This is a genomic window from Candidatus Nitrosotalea okcheonensis (assembly GCF_900177045.1).
Lineage (GTDB): Archaea > Thermoproteota > Nitrososphaeria > Nitrososphaerales > Nitrosopumilaceae > Nitrosotalea > Nitrosotalea okcheonensis.
In genome coordinates, this window is the sequence record NZ_LT841358.1 from 1,178,851 (window position 1) to 1,196,892 (window position 18,042).

Consider the following 18,042-nt stretch of genomic DNA (forward strand, 5'->3'; position numbering starts at 1 on the left):
TCGTGAATGTCATCTGAAGAGTTTACAGTAACTCCTTGGAGCGTGGAAGGAGATATTGACTATGATAAACTCATGCAAAAGTTTGGTACAGAAAAAATTTCCCCAGAATTAGAAGCACGCATTGAAAAAATAACTGGAGAGATGCATCCAATGTTAAAGTTAGGATATTTTTTTAGCCATAGGGATTTGGACAAGGTTTTGACAGAATATGAGAAGGGAAACAAGTTTTATCTTTACACCGGAAGAGGCCCATCCGGAAAAATTCACATGGGGCACCTTCTTCCATGGATTTTTACAAAATATCTTCAGGAAAAATTTGATGTCAATTTGATATTTCAGTTAACTGACGATGAAAAATTTCTGTACAGTGATGGAAAATCTATGGATGATGTATCAAAGTTTACACAAGAAAACATCCTGGATATAATTGCCATTGGATTTGATCCAAAAAAGACAAAGATCCTAATTGATACAAAAGACATCAAACGGATTTATCCCATATCACTTGAGATAGCAAAAAGAGTTACCTATTCTACTGTCAAGGCAGTTTTTGGATTCGAAAATTCTACAAACATAGGCATGATTGGGTTTCCGCCGATACAGGCAGCACCGTGTTTTTTACCGTCAATAATAGAAGGGCGTCCCACTCCTGTACTCATACCTGCAGCAATAGACCAGGATCCCTATTGGAGAGTAACAAGAGATATTGCTGAAAAATTAGGATATCCAAAACCTGCCCAGATTCATTCCAAGTTTTTGCCTGGACTTGGCATGCAAGGAAAAATGTCTTCCTCAATTCCCGAGACTGCCATATTTACTACAGACGATGATGGTATAATAGACAAAAAGATTTCAAGTACGTTTACAGGTGGCCAGCCCACTGTTGAGCTTCAACGAAAACTTGGTGCAAACTATAGCATATGTCCAGTATTTTGGTATCTAAGATATTTCTTTGATACTGAAAAGGAATCTGATGAGAGGGCAAGAAAGTGTAAGAGCGGACAGCTGCTATGTGGAGAATGCAAGAGCAATCTAAAAGATGCTACAAAGCCTTTCCTATCAGAGTTCAAGAAGCAAAGAGAAAAAGCAAAAGATCAAGTAGACAAGTTCATGTTTGATTAACCAATATGAAAGTAGACATTACATGTGCAGACAATTACGAAGCGCAGAAACTTGCTAGTCTAATATACATAAAAGATGATAATGAAATTTTTATCAGCGGCATTTTAGAGATAATTGAAAATGAGATAGTCATATCTCTAAAAGACAAATCTGCCCACAGTGTACTGTTCAAAGACAAGATTCAGGCAGAGTTTTTTGCAGATTTTATCCAGTCTGTAGTTGATGATGTAAACAAAATCACAGAGACCAAAATTCGTGAAGATGTTGTTGAAATAACAAAAGAGTAATTTTAGACAAGAGACTTGTCCATTTCCTGAGTGACTAATTCCTGCACCTTGAGAAAGTATAGCCTAGTTGTATAGGGCATGTCATCAAGGTTATCAGATATTGCCATCATGAGATAGCGAACGGCTCGTTTTGATATGTTGAGGTTGAATTTCAGATAAAGGATTGGATCTTGTTTCACACCAATTTTGTCTACAAGCCACGGTGGAGCCATCTCTTTTGCTTCTCCAATTATTTTATTGTACCAGAGAGCTATATTTTCAGGATCAAGGCCGTCCTTTAGACCTGTGATATCAGAAGACATTTTGCTAAACATTCTGTCTGTTAATTCTTTCAATGTCTTACTAGACATTTTAGAGTTTTATGGAACCTACTCAAAGATTGAAAAGTTGTTTGTCAACTAAGTATATTTCCGTCAGCATCAATCTCAGAGTTTTTGATTCGTGTTGTAGAGATACGTGTACCATCCTTGGCAAGAGCCATCGGAACGACGATCACGACAACTGGGGGGGAATTTCTTTCTGTCCGTAACTTGTTCAAATCTTTGCCTTTTGAGGAAGTTTCTTCACTTACTATCAATGCTTCCACCTCTTGTTCCAATACTGCCGGACCAAAATCATTATCAAGTTTGCTTATCACATACTTGGAATTTGGAAAATTTTTTTTTATCACGTCTTCTAGTGTTTTGTATCGTCTAGGATAATCATTGATAGGGATTTTTCCTTTTTTTCTTGCAAGTTCGTCACTGGTTAGACCTATGATAACTTTGGATGAGATTGAAAATCCATTTCTCAAGAGTTCTATATGCCCCCTATGAATAATATCAAATGTACCGCCTAAAGCCACAAGTTTGAATCTAGTCATACCATCTTGCATTTATGATATTTGTCATTTAACAAGTACTACATTAATTGATGGTACTGCAGAGGAAAGAGGAACAGAGTCATAATTCCACACATATGTCTCAACAAAATAGGATCCTGCTGTATTTGGTCTCCAGTTTACTGATACATTGTGATTCCCCGGGCCAAGAAATACTCCCTTGTATTTTCCTATGAATTCTACTTGTCCATTGAATTGTTTGACTTGGACATAATAGATAAACGACTGGGTAGAATTGAGAAGATATTTTGTATCACTTGTTATATTTACAGATGCGTTTACTGGAATTGTAGAGTACGAAGTACCATTAGGATCAGTTATCTTAGTATTACTTACAATTACAGGTAGCGTCGCCTGAACACCCTTTACATGGATCAGGTTTGATTGGTAATTATCAGATTCTGCAATTATCATATAGGATTGCGCCCTAGTGTTTGAATTTGAAGTTATGCTAAATTGAGAATCTTTTCCAGGGTCAATAGAAATAGGATTAGATATTCCTATAGCAACTATTCGTTGAAAGGCATCATATGATATCAAGTAGAGTTTTGTATTAGTAGATTGCTGTGCTCCATTATTTGTTATATTGCCAGAAATGAGCAACTTGTCAGAAACTTGAAGAGAGCCAGGAGAAATTTGCAAGAGCTGTTGTTTTGCAGACGACGATTGGAACCCTGCAATTTTTACTTGGATTTGAGTGATAGAGGGATCCGCTTTTGTAGATGATATCATGAAAGGAGCTTTTGCTCCAGGCTGTATTACCTGTAAAAGAGTTGTCCCGGTTTTGTATTCTATCTGATTAGAGTTACTATCCATGAATGTAACTCCAAGTGTAACTGCGTTGACAGGAGAATTAAGGTTATTTTGGACCTCCCCGAACACCACAGTAGTACCATCACTTGCCTTGTCAGAATATTCTGTTTGGAGTACTACAACACCAAGACTTGTTGAAGGTGGAAGATCAGCCCAAGCAAGATTGGTTGTAAACAATACCATAATCAAAAAACTTGAAAGCAACAAGGTTTTCATGTCAATAGTTCCAAAGAGGGATTAATCATATACAGCATATCATAATCTATACAACATAGTTTAGAAGGTTCTACTAAACTTGCGTTAGGAGATAAAAATTATAAAAAGAAGATAAAAGATTTAGTTAATTTACTTGTGTTTCTTTGCGGTAATTACACACCAGTAAATGAATCCAGGTATCAATCCTACCATCAATGGTATGTATACGCCCGCTTGACTCCAATCTTGCATATCTAAATTACCTAATCACCAAAAAACTTGCATAGTATTTAAATCCATCTTTCAGAGGTTCTGGGAAGTCTCCGTCGGGTCGATCAGAGCGGAAAAAAGCGTCGGATCAAGTACAGCGATCATGAGTGGATCATGGCCATTTAAATAAAACTCGAGCATGATTTGTGATCAAGACTTGGAGATACTAATCGAGCCATGGAATCAACTTGTGATTCATGAAGTACTAGAATTAAAATTTGAGGACTGGATAACTCAGATAATTGCCAGTGCAAGGTCTGCAGGAGGCGGCATACCCACCATTTTCTGGGCAAATGGAGTGTCATTTCATTTTGCGACATTTCCTGATACAGATACCATAGTACAAGAGAAACTCAAAGGTAGAATCCATTATTCGTCCATCACATTTGCCATAAAAGAAAAGTTTGAAAAACAGATTATTCGTGAAGGAGGAGCTGTGAATTTTACAGACGTAAGCCATAACGAAATATTTAGCAAATTGACAGAGAGATTAAGATCCCAGTCAAAGTTCCAAAATATGCACTAGCGTTTTCTGGATTTATAATAAACTAAGAACCCGCCTGCTGCAACAAGTCCAGTGCCTATTATTTGGTAAAGATAGGGGATAGTATCAGACCAGAATGGAAAGATAAAGATCCCAGCAGTAATCATGCCAAGATAGACAAGCATGGTTTGGTCTATATCAAATGGCATCAATGGTTGCTTCTTTTTTCCATAGTATAAAGAATTCTAATTTAGTATTCTGTAGATAATCAGAGGAAATCTATCAGTTGAAATCAAAATGTTTTCTTGATTTTGCGCCATCAGTTTCTTGAATGAATCGTATAGTTGGTTCATTTTTCCCTTAAAACACGAATGAATGATTTCTCGTCCATACTAGGAGATCAATAAAACATTATTTAATAATACTACAGAGTAGTGTTACGATCAAAATAAAAAGAGTTTATGAAAAATATTCTTCGGATGATGGTTTTAGGATATTAATTGATAGACTATGGCCACGAGGGGTTTCAAAAGCCAACGCCCATGTTGATTTGTGGCTTAGAGAGATAGCACCAACTGACCACTTGAGAGAGTGGTTTTCCCATGATGTAAAAAAATGGAAATCATTCAAGAAAAAATACAAAGAAGAATTAAAGGAAAACAAATTGTCATTAGACAAAATTAGAGATCTTCAAAAAGAACATAAAACTATCACACTAGTTTTTTCTGCAAAAGACGAACAACACAATAATGCTATTGTCTTAGGTGAAGTCTTACACATTTTATGACAATCATAATAACAAACAAAAACACTTTGTCAAACATCCATAGTGAACATGGTTAGTTGTTTTTAAATACAAACTTGCAATACATGAATTTATGAAAATAACTGTAAGCAGTGAAGAGAAATCAGAATGAAATTAATTCAAAATATACATCTCCCGGTACTTATGATGATATACATAGTTGATGACGATGTTCTGGTACATCGACAGTTTAACATTCCTCGTTCTGGATTGTAAGAAAATTAGGTGATTTTGGTTAAATTCAGTTCCTCGCCAATTTTTCTCATCTACGCGGTATTTTTATCATAAATGTTGACGGCAATTTTGCTTCAATTGTCCATCCATGTTGTTCCACTAGGTTTTTACAGGTGGGCAATCCAAGACCAGTTCCTGATCTTTTTGTTGTAAACAGAGGTTCGAAGATCTGTGGTAATACTTCAGGTGATATACCATTTCCAGAATCTGAAATTTCTATCACATCATTGTTTGATTCGTTTCTAATTGCCACAGTAATCTCACCTTGAGTGGTATCAATTGCCTGAATTGCATTATTAATTATATTTTCAAAAACAATTTCCAATTTTATCCTGTCACAATCTACTGTCAGGTCGTCTTTAGGCAAGACTAACTTGATATTGTCAGGTAACTTGATTTTACCAATACAAGAGTTCAGAATTTGTAATATTGAACAAGACTCTTTTTTAATATCAGTAGATCTGACAAAATTCAATACATCTTGAATTTGATATGATATTCGTGAAGCTGATTCATTTATCATATTAATCAGCGATAATTCTTTTGCATCCATGTTTTGTTTGCGTATTCTTAATAATTCAGCAGCATTTAGAATTACACCTAACGGATTTCGGATATCATGTGTAAGCTTGGACGATAATTCCCCTACTGTCATCAGTCTTTTTGCTTTTTCTTCCTCAAGGGCTGCTTTTGTGCTATAAATCTCTGTCATGTCTCTTAGAGAAACGGTTCTTCCCACAATCTTTCCAGTATCATCATAAAGACTTGTTCCGCTAATGAGGGTAGGAAATTCCGAACCATCTTTTCTTTTTAGCCATATTGTCTGATTTGTTATTTTACCAGTCTTTTTCCATTCTTCCATTCCCTTTGATAATTCCCTAAGGCTTTTTTTGGAGGTATGCTCAAAAACGGATTTTCCAATGACCTCATCTTTTGTGCAACCTAGACTTCGTAGGTAATTTTCATTACAATCCAGTATGATGCCATCTTCAGAAATGGAACGAAGCATATCAGGTGCATACTCGTAAAGACCCCTATACTTTTTCTCTGTTGCAGAAAGAATTTCATGGGTTTTTTTGAGTTCTTGGTATTGATCCTTTATTCGTTTTTCTGATAATTCCAATTTCTCGACCTCTACAAGTTTTTTTCGTGCTGTCTGAATGTTTTTAACCATGGTGTTAAATGACCGGCCAAGTTCTCCAAATTCATCAGTAGAATCTTCTTCCACACTTGTTTCAAAGTGTTCTTCAGATATTAGCTCCGTTGCTTTTTTAAGCCTAACAATCGGTTCTGAGAAGAACTTTGATGTAATCAATGAAAAAATTATCACGCCGACTACAGATACTGATACAAGTATTAGTATTCCACCACCCAAGATGGTGATAGATTCCGAACTTGTAGATAGATGGTAGCTCAGCGTACCAATGAAAATGGTTGGAATTACAGAGGATATGAGAAATAATGCTGTCAATCTTGTTCTTAATCGAATAGATCTAATAGTTTTATTTTCTGTAGTATAATGAGATTTCAAAATCATTAATCCTATTCCTGATAGAATGAACAATATACTTGTGTGAATTGCCATTCCAGTGCTCCATCCAGGTATGTGATAGTAGAGAAATGGTAAATTTGTTGCATATCCGATAAGACCAAGACCTCCAGAAGACAATATAGATAGACCAATCCAAAATAAGGGTTTTTTTGATTTCGTATAATTTGACAGAGAAAATATTCCAGCTGTTACTATCATTACAAAGTCTACCATTGTAGGTATGGATGGCCTTCCTAGAACGGTAGTGTTTTCATCATGTATCTCTTTTACAAATAGATTCTCGATTCCTGTATATACACCAGATATGTTGGATACAAGTAATGTGCCCATAAACAGAAAAATCACCATGCCAGATGCAGCGATGGCGATTTCACTTGCACCTAACTTTCCTTTTTGCATATTGGCGATAAAATAAAGAATAATTCCGCTAAAAATGAAAGAGACCGAAGTGCTAAATTTCATATTTACTGCATGAGGTAACACTTCTTCCAGAGTTGTTATGTCAAAGATCCATCCTACTGTGACCACTATTCCCATTCCAAAAACTATTATTGCCAAGATCTTTGTTATCATTAATTCAAATCCTGTCAGTGAATGATTAATCAGGGTATTGTGACCCATTTCAGTTTTACTTTTTGATGTTTTTTCACATGGATTTTTGTACAAATTATTTTTGAAATCTTTAATTTTGTTAATTTTTGATCCTAATGATTTTTTCTTGTTATAGTCAAGACTTCTATTGCGTCCACTAATCATATCTCATGTAATAACCAACACAAAAAGAGTATATCGTCTAGGTTGTCTATAAAAAACACACAAGTCACACAATTAGAGATTAGACTCACAAATTTGAACTCATTAAAGATCTATACTTAAACAACTGCATGTACCGTTCTTGTCAGTTTTCCATTTTATCACCCCCATAATGACAAGAGGAATTAGCACATCCAACGTTGGCATAGTTATAGAAACACTAATTGACTGATTTTCAAAGGTCTGGACATGTTGATGAATCACAATTTACATTAGATATTGACTCCGTTCAGGTGTAAGATATGTTAGGTGAAGTTGTGAATTATATGATAATGACGCCCTGCCACTCCCCATGCTATGGCAAACGCAACTATGCTTGCCACCAATATGGCGCCGACCATATGTGCAGTATCTAGTGGAAGGCATCCTACGTTGTATACGTAAGCTTGTTCTCCACACGATGGTTGTTGTGCAAATGCCAAGTTAGTGCCTGCAATGGCAACTATACCTAGCGTCATAGCGACTCCAGCTAGTTTTGCTGTACTCAGACTAACCATGCATTGTATAGAACATCGTAATATTTACGGCTGACTAAAACTTCTTGTGTTTCGAATTAACGTTAACCATTTGTTATGATCTTGATTAAATCCTGTAAGATTTAGACTCTCACAAGTATAAACCCGTTGAATTTTGATCATGGTACATAGGTATTGAAGAATACTGAACGTTGATCGGTACAAAATTTCCTTTACAATTGTAAGATATTATTGTTTAATATCGCAGGTTCTAGACAGAAAGCATTGGAAAAGAAAAAAACATTCGTCATAGTTGGTATAATCATTACTGCTCTTATGGGAGTTATAGTTGCTACGGAAATGAAACCTACTACAGACAGCATGATGTCAAATGATAAACCGATTTTGTTACACATTCATCCACGTTTGTATCTAAATGTAGATGGCAAGCCATATTTTGTGCCTCAAAATGTAGGAATAGAACCAGATCTGTGGAAAGATCACACACTTGACCAGTATGGCATGAAGGGAATGGCTCCATTACATACACATACAGCTGATGGCATGATCCATGTAGAATCAACAATAGTTAGAAATTACACGCTTGGTGAATTTCTAGACATTTGGGGACTTGATTTGAAAGGAAAAATAATCAGTGTAGCTGTATATGGTGAGCCAATATCAGATTATAGAAATCACATTTTAAAAGATGAAGAATCTATAATCATGAACATAACATCGAATCAATAGAGTATAGAAGATTCTATTTGTTGGAAAGTGATTCTATTCTACCACGATATTTTTCCTTGTACAGTGCCTTGCATGATGAACAACAGAAAAACCTTTCTTGGTCACCCACTTTCAGTATGCTAGGCTTGCTGTGGGTTGGTCCATTGCAATAATCACAGGTGATCTTTACAAGCATTCCCTTGTCTAACTTTATCTTATGTACCTTGAGTGTCTTGTATTTTATTTGATCTAGTTTTGCGCTTGTTTGTATCTCCATTTTTCCAAAATCTAGATCTACTGAGACTCCTTTGATTAATCCAATATTTACAAGTCTCTCGTAATGTAGTTGTACAGTAGGAGTGCTAACCTTTATCTCTCTTGAGATTTGTCGAAACGACTTTCGTCCATCCTTTACAAGAGACTCTAGTAGTGCAAGATCAATCTCATCTATCTTTAGAGGCATGATTAACATACATGCAAAGCCTATTTGAAAGCTGATCTTTACAATTGTAAAGATCGGATAATAAGTATCCTTTAACCGTAATTACGGTGGTCATGGAGACACTACAGTCAGCACAGAACAGGGTCAGACAAAGCATATTGCATTAAAGATATGTAGCATGCACTGTGCAGGATATATGTTAATTCTATCCAGAATCATGTCACAGAGATCAGGATAGGAAAAATGAGATCTACAAACATGGATATATTTGTAGTAACTGGAAGGAGAAAACAATGATGTTATGTAACTCTAAAATGAGCAAGAGTAAGAAAATTACGATATTAGTAGTATCATTTCTTACATCCATTGGTTCGACATATTTTGCATTTACTCTGCATAATCCTGCTTTAGTTGTTGTTGCTCCAGTACTTCTTGCTTTTCTTCCATGCCTAATCATGTGTGGAATTGTAGGAGGATCGATGTGGCTAGTTCCTAGATTCTCAAAAAATAAAAACCAATCAGCTTGCAATTGTGGATTGGATCACCCTACAAAACAAAAAGAAACACAGCAAAATTAGATCTTGAACTTTGAGGGGTCTTTATCAAATCTTGATTTGCAATGCGGACAACAAAAATAGATCTCTTTTCCGCCAATCTTGGATTTTACACTTGATTCATTTTCATCTACTTCCATTCCACAAACAGGGTCTTGCCAATTATGTCACTATTTACTTATTGCTAGAACTTGAATTTAAGAATGATATTTTACATTTGTGAACATATTTTCTCAAATATCTCAATTAGGCAATAATTTCTTAATTTACTAGATTCTTAACAATTTTGAAACTTTATAATTATAGTTGGATAAATGTGCCAAGCCCATGATGGAAGCTCCTATCACCTGCAAGACTATAGAATAATATGAATACATTCCAATGAACATAACGAATATGCCTAAAACTGCAAGTTGGAACAACTTTATTTTTCCGTTAAACCAAATTCCCAGAAGCATTGATGCTGATGAAACTACAAGTAATGCATCTCCCCATTGGCTTCCAAAAAATGACAAAATGATATTGGAATATTTTTGATCATTCATCTTCATAGAAGACATCGAGTTTGCTTCTTTCATGTTAGAATCTTTTGAAAACGCCGCTGCAAATGATCCTCCCATGCTTATAGTCATGAGAATAGTACACAAGGTTACTCCAAAAATCCCAAGACAGCAAATAGCCTTAGTTTCGTGGCTCTTCATTTAGTTGTGATTCCATTTAGCCATTCTATAAGTTCTATCTCTGATTTTCATGACATAGGACAATTAAAGGATACAAAATGAAGGAGTATTAGACAAATTTGACCAAACCCACCCTCCGGTATTGCAATTTTGAAATGATTAAAAGAGTTCAGATTCTCACAGGTCTGAACTCATTCATGATATCATGAGACAGTTTTTATTTTAGAAATCAGAATTTGTTTTGTGGGAAATATAACAAAATCTATTTTATTCACAATGGGAATAATTTCCGTATTTTGCGTATTTTCAACTTCAAGCCTTTCTGCATTTGCCGTTTCTAGTAAATCAGAACATATACCTTCATGGGTTAAGATTAGGACAAAATGGTGGATTGAGGGACTAATTAGCGATTCAGAGTATACAAAAGGAATTCAATACCTTGTTAAAATTGGAGTAATAAATTTAGAAGCAACTAGTGAAAAAGCCGAACTTGTTAACCAAAAACCAATACCACCAGCCAACCCCCCATCTAACTGTCAAGATAGAACATTTCCAAAGGTCAACTGGTCTAATTGTGATTTTTCTAATGTCGATTTACACAACTCAGACTTGACTGGTGCAAATCTTGTTGGAACTAATTTCAATCATGCAGATCTTCACAAAGCATATCTATTTCGTGCTAATCTTGCAGGTGCAAATCTCCAAAATTCAGATATCACAAATGCTGATTTTCCAGAAGCCATACTAAAGGGTGCCAACATGATCAATGCAAGTGCTACATACATCAATTTGCTTGCAGCAGACTTAACTGGTGCAAATCTCTCTGGAGGTAATTTTTACAGTGCTGCACTCACTGGTGCCACCTTTAGAAATGCCACATTGACTGGAGCCAATTTCAATCTATCAGAAATCAAAGATGTTGATTTTACTGGTGCAAATCTCTCGGGTGCAAACTTTCAAGATTCCGATCTTTCAAACGCTATTATGATAAATGTTAACCTGACTAATGCCAATCTTAAAAGTGCAGACCTTAACAATGCCGTATTTACTGGAGCAAATCTCTCGGGTGCCAATTTACAAAACACTGGTCTTGGGTTTGCAATTTTCGAGAATGCAACTCTGAATGGTGCAAACTTGAATCATGCGGATTTGGGTGGTGCAGATCTTAAAGGTGCAAACTTGACCAATGCAGACCTTACTGGTGCTGATTTATCTGGAGCAGATATGCACTGCATTGGTAATCCAGTTTGTATTCACTAATGCGATTTTGACAGACTTTCATGGGTATGAATCCTGTAAGACTCGAACTCTCACAAGTTTGAACCCGTTGAATTTTGATCAGGGATGGACTGGAGGGGATTTGAACCCCTGACCCCTCGCGTGCAAGGCGAGTATTCTACCGCTGAACTACCAGCCCATTATTGAAATTGGAAACCGCATAGATTTTAATTGTTGCCTTTAGGTGGTAAAGATTTTATGGATATTATTCTTTGATACACTCATGGTATTACTCAAGTCAGAGGTTGTCCTAAAAGCAGGAGACAAAGCTCCAGACTTTAATTTATTGGGAATTGATGATAAGAAACATTCTCTTTCAGAATACAAAGACTATAAAGCAAAATTGATAATTTTCATGTGTAATCACTGTCCATATGTTCAGGCCAAAGTAGAGGCCATGAATGAAATCTATGAAAAATTCAAGGGAAAAATCGCAATGATTGGGATAAACAGCAATGATGCAACAAAATATCCAGATGATAGTTTTGACAGTATGAAAATATTTGCAAAAGAGAAAGGTTTGAAATTCACATATTTGGTTGATGAGACTCAGGAAATTGCAAAAAAATATGGTGCTGTATGCACTCCAGATCCATTTCTTTTTGACAGCAAAGGAAAATTAGTTTTTCACGGAAGAATTGACAACGCAATGAAACCTGAGGACAAACCTACAGAGAAGACAATGATATCAAACATAGAAAAAGTTCTTTTCGAAAAGAAGATAGAGAAAGATTTTGACCCATCCATGGGCTGTTCCATCAAGTGGAAAAGCCAGCAGACTTAAATGACAGTCGGTAAAAAAAAATTCGGGCCGATAGCTCAGCTTGGCTGGAGCGTTCGACTGATAAAATTATTCAGATATCGAAAGGTCGTGGGTTCAAATCCCATTCGGCCCATTGTTTTCAACAATACCATGACAGATTTCGATAAATAGGAAGAACTTGTTACACTTTTGTTGTCAAGATTTAAGCTAACAATATATCTTGTAGATATGAAAGAAAAGTTAGATGGATAAAGATGAATTATGCAGACAAGTCCTAGATTTAGACTCACGAATAAGATTTGCGGGCCTAATTAATGAAAATGGCAGACTTGTTGCCGGAGGAATGAAACCAGGACTCAAATCTTTGGAGGATTTTCGAGATGATGAAATGTTATACATGGAGCTAGTTTTGAGAGCAAAGATGCGAAAGGAATTTGACAAGGTTTTAGGTCCAGTAAGATTTGCCATGTCATACAGAGATATGTTGATCATCATGAGTTTTCCAGTAGATGGCAATATCCTTTTGATTTCAGTTGAAAAGGATGTTGACTTTTCTAAACTTCCCTTTAAGATCTTGGAAATAATTCATCATTGATTTTGATAACTTTCAAACACAGTTTGACACCACCGTAACAAGGTTTCCACATCACCAGACACAAAGTCTACACCAGTCTTGGTCTTTTTCACAATTGTCGTACACAATGCAAGACGAAGATTCTTTCCAAATTTTTCTGTGCTAGTATCAACTGCCTTTGAAAAGAATTTAATTTCTCCTTCTTTTGAGGAAAATATTATGATAATCATCATTCCTTCATGTTTAGGCCATATTTTATTGAGAAATCTTTGCAAGTCGATATCAAACATTACATCTATTGCAGAAGACATGTCACCAAGTAAAGAGACTCTCCATTTCTCAGTACGAAGTGCGGCAGAGGCAGCCTGTGCAAGAAGTGCATTATGATAATCAGTGGCCAAAATAACGACATTCTTTTTTGGGTCCATTTCTTCGTCTAAAAGACCAATTAATGATATAGAAGTTGAGATTATCTCATCGAGTGAGTTTTTTTCAGATCTTCCCATTTTTCCATCATTATAGGAACTTTCAACTGCCTCGATTGCGGGGATTATCACCTCACTTATTATTTTTGCAGGAGTAGCTCCAGAATAAAGCGCCGTTCGAAGTAAAGTATGAGCTTCTCTGGTGGACCCCATCATGACATATTCCAGATACTTGTTTTGAACTTGAAAAAAGTCCGCTGGAAAACTGAGTTTATCTGCACCCTCCTCAATGAACCATAAATTGACGCTACCCATGTTTTTTTGTCTTATCAGGCCCTCTCCAGCAAAGATCTTGAGGTATTTTGACATGGTTATACGATTTATTCGCAGTTTTTCTGAAATTTCAATTCCTGTCAATCCAGTCTTTGAAGGACGAAGAACATCAATCAGTTTTTCACGTATTTTATCTACACCATATTCTCGTGCCACAAACCTTGTGCAGTTTTCTGGTATATAGCATTAATAAAATCAGCAAGGACCGGGATGAGGTCCTTGCTGACCGGTACTTTGGTATGGTCTGGTTGGTCCAAGTTATGTGAGCGTGGTATGTGATATACTACTAGCGCACTATCAATACAATAGTCAAAAAAGTAAATAAGAAAAACGCAGAATTGATACTAAATACTTAAAAGATTGATCAATATTTTTGAGATCACACAGTTCAGAATTTTAATAAATCAAAAAATCTTCTCAAGTTTTCAATACATCACGTGTATTGTTTTGAAACATCTTGTGTTGATTTTTGGATTCGTTTGACAAGTCGATATGAAGTTAACATTTGGTCGTATGTTTACATCCAAAAGTGTTAAATATTTGTACTTTAAAGTACGGTATAGGTAAGTAATATGCCAAAAGCCGGTTTCAAATCAATAACAATTTCAGAGGAAGTATACAATAGATTCCATGATACTTACAAGAAAAGCAAACACGAACTTGCAATGAAGGGTGTCAACAGTTTTGCGGGATATATCACATACATGATGGAAGATCGTATGCAAAAAGATGACACCTTTGCAAGATATGCCCCAAAACTTGAAAAAATATCTGTTGATGATGACAGAGTTGTCGTAAAAGACAACATCAAGAATAGAATAGCAGAGATAGCTGTTCAAAATAATGAACTTTATTGTTTGTTATGTGAAGAGAAAAATTGTGTTCATGTTGGATTTGTATTTTCTCTTCCAGAAATTTATGAAATTCTAAATGCCAGAGGAATAAAGCACCAAAGATAAAAAAAGGTGCAGGAGGTGGGATTTGAACCCACGAACCCCTAAGAGACGGGATCACCCATTTGTATGATCTTAAGTCCCGCGCGTCCAAAGGCCATTAAACCTTCTTTGGCCAGGCTCGGCGACTCCTGCGTTTTATTAGCGATATGTTGGAGAAATTAAACGTTTTATGAAAAAAATTTCCGGGACCCAAGTAAGATTAATAAGGATTCAGCAGAGCGAGCTTGTCATGCTTCGATAGCTCAGCCTGGTAGAGCGTTACCTTGGTAAGGTAAAGGTCGCGGGATCGAATCCCGTTCGAAGCTTAATGTTTTTCAAGATATGTTATTTAGGAATAGAGAAATAAAATACAGTGCCTTCCCCTTCTTTGCTTTCAAACCAAATCTTTCCACCCAGATTTTCAACAATCCCTTTACATATTACCAATCCAAATCCACTTCCCCCATATTTTCGCTTAAATGAAATATCTACTTGATAGAATTTTTTAAAGACCTGGTCTTTTCTTTTTTCCAATATTCCAGACCCGTTATCTTTTACATAAAACAGAATAAAATCTCCCTCTTCTTTGGCTTTAATCTCAATTCTTCCCCCAGTTGTAGGCACAAAATCAACAGCATTTTGTATCAAATTGTAAAAAATTTCACTTAATCTGGTTTTGTCGCTTGTTATGGAGTTCTTTATACTGGTAGAATTTACAAACTCTATATTCTTGTCTCCCATCATTGACATGCATGATTTTACTACCTCATTCATGAAATCATCAACGGCAAACTTTTCCTTCTTGAATTCCATCGTATTACCATTGAGTTTTTGTACGTCAATGATGTCATGCATCAGTTGGTCGAGCCTTGCTGCATTGTCATAGATTTCATTTACTGCCTCAGACTGTTTTTCGTCAAGACTTGAAATGGGAACATCACGTAGAATTTTAGAATATTTTCTGATAGGGACTATAGGAATCTGACATTCTTTTGCAACCATCATATAGAATTCTTCCTTTGTTGTATCAATTTTTTTCAGTTCCTCAAGTTGGATCTTTTGTCTCTCATGCTCTCCCAAAACTCTGTGAGCTTGATAGATTTCAGATATGTCTCTTATTACAGTGTTACTTCCTATTAGTTTGCCCTTGTCGTCATGGATATTATTAGCACTAATCAACCCAGGGAAAATCGATCCGTCTTTTCTTTTGAACCATATCTCAATATTTTCTACCCTGCCTGATGTTTTCCAAGTTTCAAAGGTTTTTTGCATGTCTTCCATGCTTTTTTCCGCAGTATGATCAAAAAGCGACTTGCCAAGAATGTCATATTTTGAGTATCCAAAGTTTTTGACGTATGCCTGGTTGCATTCTAATATTATTCCAGCTGTATTTACGGTCCTTTGTAAAACAGGTGAACCCTCATAGAGATTTCTGTATTTTATCGGATCTGCATCAGAGCCTATTTTTTGTGACTCTGTTTCGTATTTGGGTGTTAGAATATGGTTGTGTTGTTTTTTGTTACTCATCCACACAATGATACCCCCAGCTGCTATGCCTACAACTCCAAGTGAGAATGCCTGACTTGAGTGAGGCCCGTGCACATCCAATCCATAGGCTGTAATTGCAAGCCCAAGAATGCCTATCATCAATCCCCCAATGGAACCAAAACTGGTCATGTTCTAAAATTTCCTCCAGTAATTCTACAAGATGATTTCTTTGAACAGATCATACTATGAACTAAAAGAAACGAACCACAATTGATTATGAATGTACTATTTTTGATGAGAATATATTGTGAAACTAGCAGATTAACTTTTCATCCGATAATAGGTTTTTCAATACAAATCAAGAACTAGGTTTTTCACTCTATTTCCAGCAAGGAAATTATCATATCAAGTAACTCTTGGATTTTCTTCTTTATTCCTTCAAGAATGTGTTTGATTTCATCCTTTGGTATTCTTGCTTCATTAATTCTCAAGCTTTTTGATACTTGATCCATACCATGCTCTGCGATGAACCTGTTGAATCCATCTAGGAATTTGCTTTCAACAATTATCTGATCTTGACTTTCTAACTCTTTTACAGAATGATATACGATAGACTTGCCAAATATGCCCATCAGTTCAGGGGATAGATTGATTGAATTCCCATAGAGATCATAAAATTGCCAAGTAGTCTTTCTGTATGGTGGAAGGTTTTTAGATAATTCATCTCTTGTTTTGTATCTTACCAGATAGCCATTAATCTCAAGATCTAGCCATATGTTTTCATCAGATATCCCAATCATTTTACAGACATCCTTGCAGGTTTCCAGGATGTCATGCAATGACCTTGTTTCCTCCAAGAGTTCAACGCTCACGTTTTTGGCCATTTGTAAGATTTGTCCTTTCTTTCCCGAATTCAAGATAATCGGTACTAAAAGTATCTTCGATTTTATCTTATTGAAATTCTATGTCTTATGACTTGTAGTTTTTAATCAACAATTCAGTGTGCCCGGTTCTCTTTTGTGACACAGAATTGATGAATCTATTTGCGTTTATCTCTATTATTCCATCTGAGAATTCGTCAAAGAGTTCAATTATTTCGTCAGATCTGGAATTTGACAGCAATACCTTAACGCCTTTTCTATCAAGTGCCTTGAACTTGGCATAAAGCCTCTCTTGGTCACTGAAATCAAAGTCACTATTAGTGTAGCTTGTAAAGCTGGCAGTAGTACTGACCGGTTGGTACGGAGGATCAAGATAAACAAAATCTTCATGTCCTACTCCTTTTAGTGCATCTTCAAAATCTTGACATTTGATTGAGATGTCTTTTGATTGCAATACCCTACTAACTTCAAAGAGGTTTTCCTTGTTCACAATATTTGGGTTTACGTATCTTCCAACAGGAACATTAAACTTTCCTTTGCTGTTCACTCGGTACAATCCGTTAAAGCATGTCTTGTTAAGAAATATCAATCGTGAAACTTTATCAATTTCATTTTTTGGATTGGCTTCTCGCACCTTGTAATAATATGAGCTTTGATTTTTAGAATAGTTTGCAGCATGATTTTCTAATGACAAAACAAGTTCCTTTACTTTATCCCTGATTGTAACATATGACAACGCCAGATCAGAGTTGAGGTCAGAGATGAACCACTTTGCTTTCTTTTCTTTAGATACAAGTGAGAAAAAGACTGCGCCACCACCTAGAAATGGTTCAAAATATCTCTCAAATTTGCTAGGAATATGACTTGTAATGACAGGTAAAAGCTGCCTCTTGCCTCCTGCCCACTTGACAAATGGTTTCGGATCTGAAATTAGTTGATATTCTTGTTTCAACAGAGATTAGTTTCAAAATCTTATTTTGTGACATGAGGTTAGAAAAGATCACACGTTGTGTAACTTTTTTTAATCTAAAATAAAGTTCAAGATAGCTT

22 protein-coding genes, 4 tRNA genes and 1 pseudogene are annotated in these 18,042 nt (G+C 35.9%); 12 read left to right on the forward strand and 15 right to left on the reverse strand.

The genetic code is table 11. The features are described from left to right. Positions 1-6: 6 nt before the first annotated feature. Both BQ3481_RS07000 and BQ3481_RS07005 read left to right on the forward strand, forming a co-directional pair. Positions 7-1,122 carry a tryptophan--tRNA ligase gene (locus BQ3481_RS07000; protein WP_157927634.1) on the forward strand — a complete coding sequence of 372 codons (1,116 nt, stop codon included), beginning with the start codon at positions 7-9 and terminating at the stop codon, positions 1,120-1,122. Positions 1,123-1,127: 5 nt separating this feature from the next. Further along, the gene (locus BQ3481_RS07005; RefSeq protein WP_157927635.1) at positions 1,128-1,409 is read left to right on the forward strand and encodes a hypothetical protein; all 282 of its coding nucleotides are present in this window, start codon (positions 1,128-1,130) and stop codon (positions 1,407-1,409) included. Positions 1,410-1,411: 2 nt separating this feature from the next. Here BQ3481_RS07005 and BQ3481_RS07010 read toward each other — a convergent pair whose 3' ends face one another. From BQ3481_RS07010 to BQ3481_RS07020, 3 genes are all read right to left on the reverse strand, one after another. Then, entirely contained in the window at positions 1,412-1,723 is a 312-nt protein-coding gene (locus BQ3481_RS07010; protein ID WP_157928505.1) for a hypothetical protein, read from the reverse strand. Between the two features lie 80 nt (positions 1,724-1,803). Continuing rightward, entirely contained in the window at positions 1,804-2,271 is a 468-nt protein-coding gene (locus BQ3481_RS07015) for a phosphopantetheine adenylyltransferase (protein ID WP_157927636.1), read from the reverse strand. Positions 2,272-2,295: 24 nt separating this feature from the next. Next, positions 2,296-3,318: an FxLYD domain-containing protein gene (locus BQ3481_RS07020; RefSeq protein WP_157927637.1), complete on the reverse strand. Its 1,023-nt coding sequence runs from the start codon at positions 3,316-3,318 to the stop codon at positions 2,296-2,298. Between the two features lie 406 nt (positions 3,319-3,724). Here BQ3481_RS07020 and BQ3481_RS07025 point away from each other — a divergent pair, with 406 nt between their 5' ends. Next, the gene (locus BQ3481_RS07025) at positions 3,725-4,093 is read left to right on the forward strand and encodes a hypothetical protein (protein WP_231911756.1); all 369 of its coding nucleotides are present in this window, start codon (positions 3,725-3,727) and stop codon (positions 4,091-4,093) included. Here the strand turns inward: BQ3481_RS07025 and BQ3481_RS07030 are convergent. After that, entirely contained in the window at positions 4,090-4,260 is a 171-nt protein-coding gene (locus BQ3481_RS07030) for a hypothetical protein (RefSeq protein WP_157927639.1), read from the reverse strand. The two genes, BQ3481_RS07025 and BQ3481_RS07030, sit on opposite strands and share 4 nt — an antisense overlap. A 239-nt stretch (positions 4,261-4,499) precedes the next feature. On the opposite strand from BQ3481_RS07030, the gene BQ3481_RS07035 reads away from it, so the two are divergent. Then, positions 4,500-4,838, forward strand: coding sequence for a DUF488 domain-containing protein (locus BQ3481_RS07035; protein WP_320410706.1), 339 nt, complete (start codon positions 4,500-4,502; stop codon positions 4,836-4,838). Between the two features lie 280 nt (positions 4,839-5,118). Here BQ3481_RS07035 and BQ3481_RS07040 read toward each other — a convergent pair whose 3' ends face one another. Next, positions 5,119-7,398, reverse strand: a complete 2,280-nt coding sequence (locus BQ3481_RS07040; protein ID WP_157927640.1) for an ATP-binding protein — start codon at positions 7,396-7,398, stop codon at positions 5,119-5,121. A 302-nt stretch (positions 7,399-7,700) separates the two neighbouring features. Further along, positions 7,701-7,952, reverse strand: a complete 252-nt coding sequence (locus BQ3481_RS07045) for a hypothetical protein (RefSeq protein ID WP_157927641.1) — start codon at positions 7,950-7,952, stop codon at positions 7,701-7,703. Positions 7,953-8,195: 243 nt separating this feature from the next. Here BQ3481_RS07045 and BQ3481_RS07050 point away from each other — a divergent pair, with 243 nt between their 5' ends. Beyond that, positions 8,196-8,660 (forward strand): hypothetical protein, encoded by a 465-nt coding sequence (locus BQ3481_RS07050; protein ID WP_157927642.1) that lies wholly within the window; start codon positions 8,196-8,198, stop codon positions 8,658-8,660. A 13-nt stretch (positions 8,661-8,673) separates the two neighbouring features. Here BQ3481_RS07050 and BQ3481_RS07055 read toward each other — a convergent pair whose 3' ends face one another. Next, positions 8,674-9,102 carry a winged helix-turn-helix transcriptional regulator gene (locus tag BQ3481_RS07055; RefSeq protein ID WP_157927643.1) on the reverse strand — a complete coding sequence of 143 codons (429 nt, stop codon included), beginning with the start codon at positions 9,100-9,102 and terminating at the stop codon, positions 8,674-8,676. Between the two features lie 293 nt (positions 9,103-9,395). Between BQ3481_RS07055 and BQ3481_RS07060 the strand changes: the two genes are divergently transcribed. Next, positions 9,396-9,659 (forward strand): hypothetical protein, encoded by a 264-nt coding sequence (locus BQ3481_RS07060; protein WP_157927644.1) that lies wholly within the window; start codon positions 9,396-9,398, stop codon positions 9,657-9,659. Here BQ3481_RS07060 and BQ3481_RS07065 read toward each other — a convergent pair. Together BQ3481_RS07065 and BQ3481_RS07070 are read right to left on the reverse strand one after the other, a co-directional pair. Continuing rightward, a pseudogene (locus tag BQ3481_RS07065) lies at positions 9,656-9,781 on the reverse strand (YHS domain-containing protein); the annotation flags it as partial. The gene BQ3481_RS07060 and the pseudogene BQ3481_RS07065 overlap by 4 nt on opposite strands. Before the next feature lie 123 nt (positions 9,782-9,904). Beyond that, positions 9,905-10,336 (reverse strand): hypothetical protein, encoded by a 432-nt coding sequence (locus BQ3481_RS07070; protein WP_157927646.1) that lies wholly within the window; start codon positions 10,334-10,336, stop codon positions 9,905-9,907. A 222-nt stretch (positions 10,337-10,558) separates the two neighbouring features. Here BQ3481_RS07070 and BQ3481_RS07075 point away from each other — a divergent pair, with 222 nt between their 5' ends. Further along, entirely contained in the window at positions 10,559-11,575 is a 1,017-nt protein-coding gene (locus tag BQ3481_RS07075; protein ID WP_157927647.1) for a pentapeptide repeat-containing protein, read from the forward strand. Positions 11,576-11,660: 85 nt separating this feature from the next. Here BQ3481_RS07075 and BQ3481_RS07080 read toward each other — a convergent pair. Then, a tRNA-Ala gene (locus BQ3481_RS07080) sits at positions 11,661-11,732 on the reverse strand. Positions 11,733-11,816: 84 nt separating this feature from the next. Here BQ3481_RS07080 and BQ3481_RS07085 point away from each other — a divergent pair. The 3 genes from BQ3481_RS07085 (at position 11,817) to BQ3481_RS07095 (ending at position 12,951) form a co-directional block, all read left to right on the forward strand. Beyond that, positions 11,817-12,377 carry a thioredoxin family protein gene (locus tag BQ3481_RS07085; RefSeq protein WP_157927648.1) on the forward strand — a complete coding sequence of 187 codons (561 nt, stop codon included), beginning with the start codon at positions 11,817-11,819 and terminating at the stop codon, positions 12,375-12,377. 24 nt (positions 12,378-12,401) lie between these two features. Continuing rightward, positions 12,402-12,489: transfer RNA gene (locus tag BQ3481_RS07090), tRNA-Ile, on the forward strand. Positions 12,490-12,600: 111 nt separating this feature from the next. After that, entirely contained in the window at positions 12,601-12,951 is a 351-nt protein-coding gene (locus tag BQ3481_RS07095) for a DUF6659 family protein (RefSeq protein ID WP_157927649.1), read from the forward strand. Here the strand turns inward: BQ3481_RS07095 and BQ3481_RS07100 are convergent. Further along, the gene (locus tag BQ3481_RS07100) at positions 12,945-13,844 is read right to left on the reverse strand and encodes a B12-binding domain-containing protein (protein ID WP_157927650.1); all 900 of its coding nucleotides are present in this window, start codon (positions 13,842-13,844) and stop codon (positions 12,945-12,947) included. The two genes, BQ3481_RS07095 and BQ3481_RS07100, sit on opposite strands and share 7 nt — an antisense overlap. Before the next feature lie 416 nt (positions 13,845-14,260). Between BQ3481_RS07100 and BQ3481_RS07105 the strand changes: the two genes are divergently transcribed. Next, positions 14,261-14,647, forward strand: coding sequence for a hypothetical protein (locus BQ3481_RS07105; protein ID WP_157927651.1), 387 nt, complete (start codon positions 14,261-14,263; stop codon positions 14,645-14,647). A 7-nt stretch (positions 14,648-14,654) separates the two neighbouring features. On the opposite strand, the gene BQ3481_RS07110 is transcribed toward BQ3481_RS07105, so the two are convergent. After that, positions 14,655-14,776 (reverse strand) — tRNA-Leu (locus BQ3481_RS07110). 99 nt (positions 14,777-14,875) lie between these two features. Here BQ3481_RS07110 and BQ3481_RS07115 point away from each other — a divergent pair. Continuing rightward, positions 14,876-14,949 (forward strand) — tRNA-Thr (locus tag BQ3481_RS07115). A gap of 19 nt (positions 14,950-14,968) precedes the next feature. Here BQ3481_RS07115 and BQ3481_RS07120 read toward each other — a convergent pair. The 3 genes from BQ3481_RS07120 to BQ3481_RS07130 form a co-directional block, all read right to left on the reverse strand. Further along, entirely contained in the window at positions 14,969-16,300 is a 1,332-nt protein-coding gene (locus BQ3481_RS07120) for a PAS domain-containing sensor histidine kinase (protein ID WP_157927652.1), read from the reverse strand. A gap of 185 nt (positions 16,301-16,485) precedes the next feature. Further along, positions 16,486-16,995: a hypothetical protein gene (locus BQ3481_RS07125; protein ID WP_231911757.1), complete on the reverse strand. Its 510-nt coding sequence runs from the start codon at positions 16,993-16,995 to the stop codon at positions 16,486-16,488. 85 nt (positions 16,996-17,080) lie between these two features. Beyond that, a complete protein-coding gene (locus BQ3481_RS07130) occupies positions 17,081-17,944 on the reverse strand; it encodes a DNA adenine methylase (protein ID WP_157927654.1) in 864 nt (287 codons plus the stop codon). Positions 17,945-18,042: the final 98 nt, after the last annotated feature.